We start from the raw sequence: 3,845 nt of genomic DNA on the forward strand, positions 1-3,845 counted from the left end.
CTATTCGAAATATGCACCAACAGCGATCACCAAGTTTAATGATTGTGAATTTTGGTTGTTAGAATGTGATACAAATTGCTCGAACAATCATGTTGGTTATTTAACAGATTTTTTAAAACTGATCGATTTTACTTGTTTAGGTGGGATAAAAACAGAAGTACAATCCGCAGTATGGGATGCATTGCTTACTAATTTAAATAGTCTATTTTTTCATCTAATTGATGGTCAAAAGGGTAGTTTTTGGGAATTACTTTTAAATAAACGTCTTGGAATTTTGCAGCAAGAGTTAGCCACATACCCAAGCTTTCAACCGCAATTGGCTAATAAAAATAAAGAAGAATTAAAAAAATATATTGCAGAGTGTGCAGAAAAAGAAAAAACTGCTAAAGAAAAGCGCCAACAACAAACAAAACAAATTTTACAAGAATTTGAAGAAAGCCAAGGTGATGGAAAACTTGCTGATGACTTTTTCTGTGAAAAAGGCGAATTAATGTTAACTCTTTATACAATGCTAATATCGCGGGTTATGTCGGGATTAGCCAACAGACCACTTGAATGTCCACAAAATGAACAACTATCGCCAGAACAAGAAAAGTCATTAGTAACTAAACAAGCCGAAGAAATTAAACATCAAATTATGCCGTTACTTTTCCAAAGTGCGATGGTGATGCAAGGTAATTTAATGTTCAATTTTCAGTTACAAAATATACCAGGCGTTGAATTAAGCTCTATACTGAATTATATGGAATCATTAGCAACTACTGGTAAAGAGTTATCTTATGATAAACATCCAATAACAAACTCAAATCAAAACGATACCATTAATTGGAGTTTTTTTTCAGAGGGAGCTGATTATGTAAGCCAGATTATCAAAATTGCCGAAATTGTCAGAAATGGTGACATGGTACTCAGAGGTCAGAATTTATTTCGGGCAATTAGAGCATGTTTAACCATGCCAATGATGCGAAACTGGAGTGACTTTACGATAAGACTAAATTTTGTAAAGAATAATTTGTTGGATGTATTTAATGAAGTAAAAGTACAGTTTTGTGAAAGTCTATCTGGTTCGATAACAAATACTAGATTAAATACTAATACCCCTCCTAAAAAAGAAGTTATGTTTAGTATCGGTAAAATTGTCTTAGCGGGTATACAAGCCGAGGCTTCTCGACATCTTTATTACCAAAATATGGAAGCATTACAAGACCTTTCCATCAGTCAAACTTTACGTTTTCAACTTGAACGTGACGCTAAGTTTGGATATTGTAAAATGCTGGCAAATTATTCCTCCTTAATTAATGAAGTTATGGTCTTTCTCAATAACACTCTGGCACCTATATTTAGAGGGATTTTAGATGCAAGTAGAACTCTAAGAATGTTTAGTAATGGTGTACTTAAAACATCAGTAGCCGTTTCAGGCGTTTTTGGCATAGTAACCTCAGTGATCACAGTTATCGAAGGTGGTATGCTAATGATGAAAGGGTGGTCAAAAGGCGGTAAAGTAGGGACAGCATATATGATAGCTGGCGGTTTACAAATGTTTTCCGGTTTTATTACCTTGATGCAATCTGTGGGATTGTTAAGTTTATTAGGTGGACCAATTGCTGGTGGATTATTTGTTTTAGGGCTAGTTGCCGCTTTTGTATCAACGATTATCTTAAGCATATTTAAAGATGAATCCGATGATTGGAACAGCATGCAAATCTGGTTTAATTACTGTTTATTCGGATTAAAAAAGCCAACCGATAAAGGTAAGGCCTATTTATCAAGTTTTGATAGTATGGCAATGGCAATTAATGACTACATGGTGGCAAGAAGTGGGGTTTATGCTGTTATACAATTAGGAAGTTCAACCTTTTATTCAGATAAAACACGAACAAGAAAAACTATAATAGAGGCCTCTACCCAAATTGTGACGCCATACCCAATTTCTATACCAATTGACTTATCGAGTAAAGAGGTTTATATATCACTTGGTTTGCCGAATTATGATTTGAATATAAGTGATTATGAAGGTATGCTTCGTTTTTATGATGCTGAAAGCAACGAAGTGGCTGCGGTTAAAATTAGTAATGGTAAACAATACCCGATACTGGACTTCGTTGATAATTCGCCAACGGATATTTTGGTTAAACGCCCCGAGCCTTTAGAGCCAGTGGTGACAGAAGATGATTTGAAAATAAGTAAAGTTGGCAGAGTTGAATTCTATAAAGATGCAGTAGATGAAAATTATAAGAAATTAGGGTATTTTCAAATTTTCTATAAAACGGGTGAATGTTATTTCTCTTGGAAGAATGAAATCTACTTGCAAGTCCTATATTGGCCTAAAGGGAAAATGATCAAAAATGACCAAAATAAAACTGTTGAAACTTATCCAATAGTGATACACGATACTGTAAAAAGCGAGATATACTGATGAAATTAAATTTAATTAAAATAAGCCAATTAATAATTATGGTTTTAACCATTAGTACTTTATTAGGTTGTTATAATAAAGAAGAGTTTAAGCAAAGAATTAAAAACGGTTTTGATACAGTTCACGCTAACACCAAATTTAAAGGCGATTTTTGCTACTTTTTAGGTGACGTAAAATTTCCTTATACTGACGAGCCCATATTAGAAGATGATAGTAAACAGCGTAAGTGGAATAAAGAAGATCTTGCCAAAACATTACCTTTATTTGCCGAGATTGGTTTATTAACTCGTGAGCCGGTAGAAGGACACCCAGAGCTTTATCATTATGAAGTGACCGAATTAGGGGAAAAGTACCGTTATCAAGATATTGATAGAAGAGGAAGCAAACCGAGATATGAAAATTCTTTTTGTTATGGTCAGATAGTGGTAGAGAGTGTAACAGATGTCGAAAAAAATGAATATACACGTGCAAAGGGTTATAGTTACAATCAAACCAATTTTTATGTTACTTATAATTATCATGTAATTAATGTACCAGATTGGGTATTAAATTCGCAAAATAAACTCAATGTCCTCTATAAACAAATAAAAGTAAGGTTACCAGAAAAAACTTACCGAGATGCCGTAACATTTTATGTAGGTAAAGGAGATAAATTATATCAAGATGGTATACGTTATAAATTGATTAAACCTATAACTAGTAGCAGTAGCGAGTAAGTTATGAAAAATTAATCTCAATTATCAGCCATTGGTCAAGTATGAATGCAAAACTATATGGCTGATTTTTTTAGGAATGCAACAAGAATCAATGAAATTAAATTTAATTAAAATAAGCCAATTAATAGTTATGGTTGTAACTATTAGCACTTTATTGGGTTGTTATAACAAAGAAGAGTTTAAGCGAAAAATTAAAGATGGTTGGGACGAAGTGCATGCTAGCACTAAACTAAAAGGCGATTTTTGCTACTATGTAGGGGACGTAAAATTCCCTTATACCGACGAGCCCATATTAGAAGATGATATTCAGTGGGATATTTGGAATAAGGGAGATCTTGCCAAAACATTGCCTTTATTTGCCGAGATTGGCTTATTAACTCGTGAGCCAGTAGAAGGACATCCCGAACTTTATCATTATGAAGTGACCGAATTAGGGGAAAAATACCGATATCAAGATATTGATAGAAGAGGCCCCCGACCAATATATGAAAATTCTTTTTGTTATGGTCAGATAGTGGTAGGGGACGTAACAGATGTCGAAAAAAATGAATATACGCGTGCAAAGGGTTATAGTTACAATCAAACCAATTTTTATGTTACTTATAATTTTCATGTAATTAATATTCCGGATTGGGTATTAAATTCGGAAAATAAACTCAATGCTATATATGAACCAATAACAGTAAGTTTACCAGAAGAAACTTACCGAGATA

At 33.5% G+C, this 3,845-nt stretch carries 3 protein-coding genes; all 3 read left to right on the plus strand.

Features of this window, described 5'->3' with window-relative positions; genetic code table 11:
• Nucleotides 1-2,416, plus strand: a 2,416-nt coding sequence (locus H3T96_RS14480; RefSeq protein ID WP_198248681.1) for a hypothetical protein, incomplete at its 5' end; no start/stop codon positions are given.
• A complete protein-coding gene (locus tag H3T96_RS14485) occupies nucleotides 2,416-3,132 on the plus strand; it encodes a hypothetical protein (protein ID WP_144093146.1) in 717 nt (238 codons plus the stop codon). The genes H3T96_RS14480 and H3T96_RS14485, both read left to right, overlap by 1 nt.
• 91 nt (nucleotides 3,133-3,223) lie before the next feature.
• Nucleotides 3,224-3,845: hypothetical protein (locus H3T96_RS14490; RefSeq protein WP_198248682.1), on the plus strand; the 622-nt coding region annotated here is incomplete at its 3' end.

The organism is Gilliamella sp. W8136 (assembly GCF_016101285.1).
Taxonomy (GTDB): domain Bacteria; phylum Pseudomonadota; class Gammaproteobacteria; order Enterobacterales; family Orbaceae; genus Gilliamella; species Gilliamella apicola_N.

Excerpts from the sequence above, each read along its gene's own strand:
- H3T96_RS14485 (WP_144093146.1), top strand. The coding sequence starts at position 2,416 with ATGAAATTAAATTTAATTAAAATAAGCCAATTAATAATTATGGTTTTA.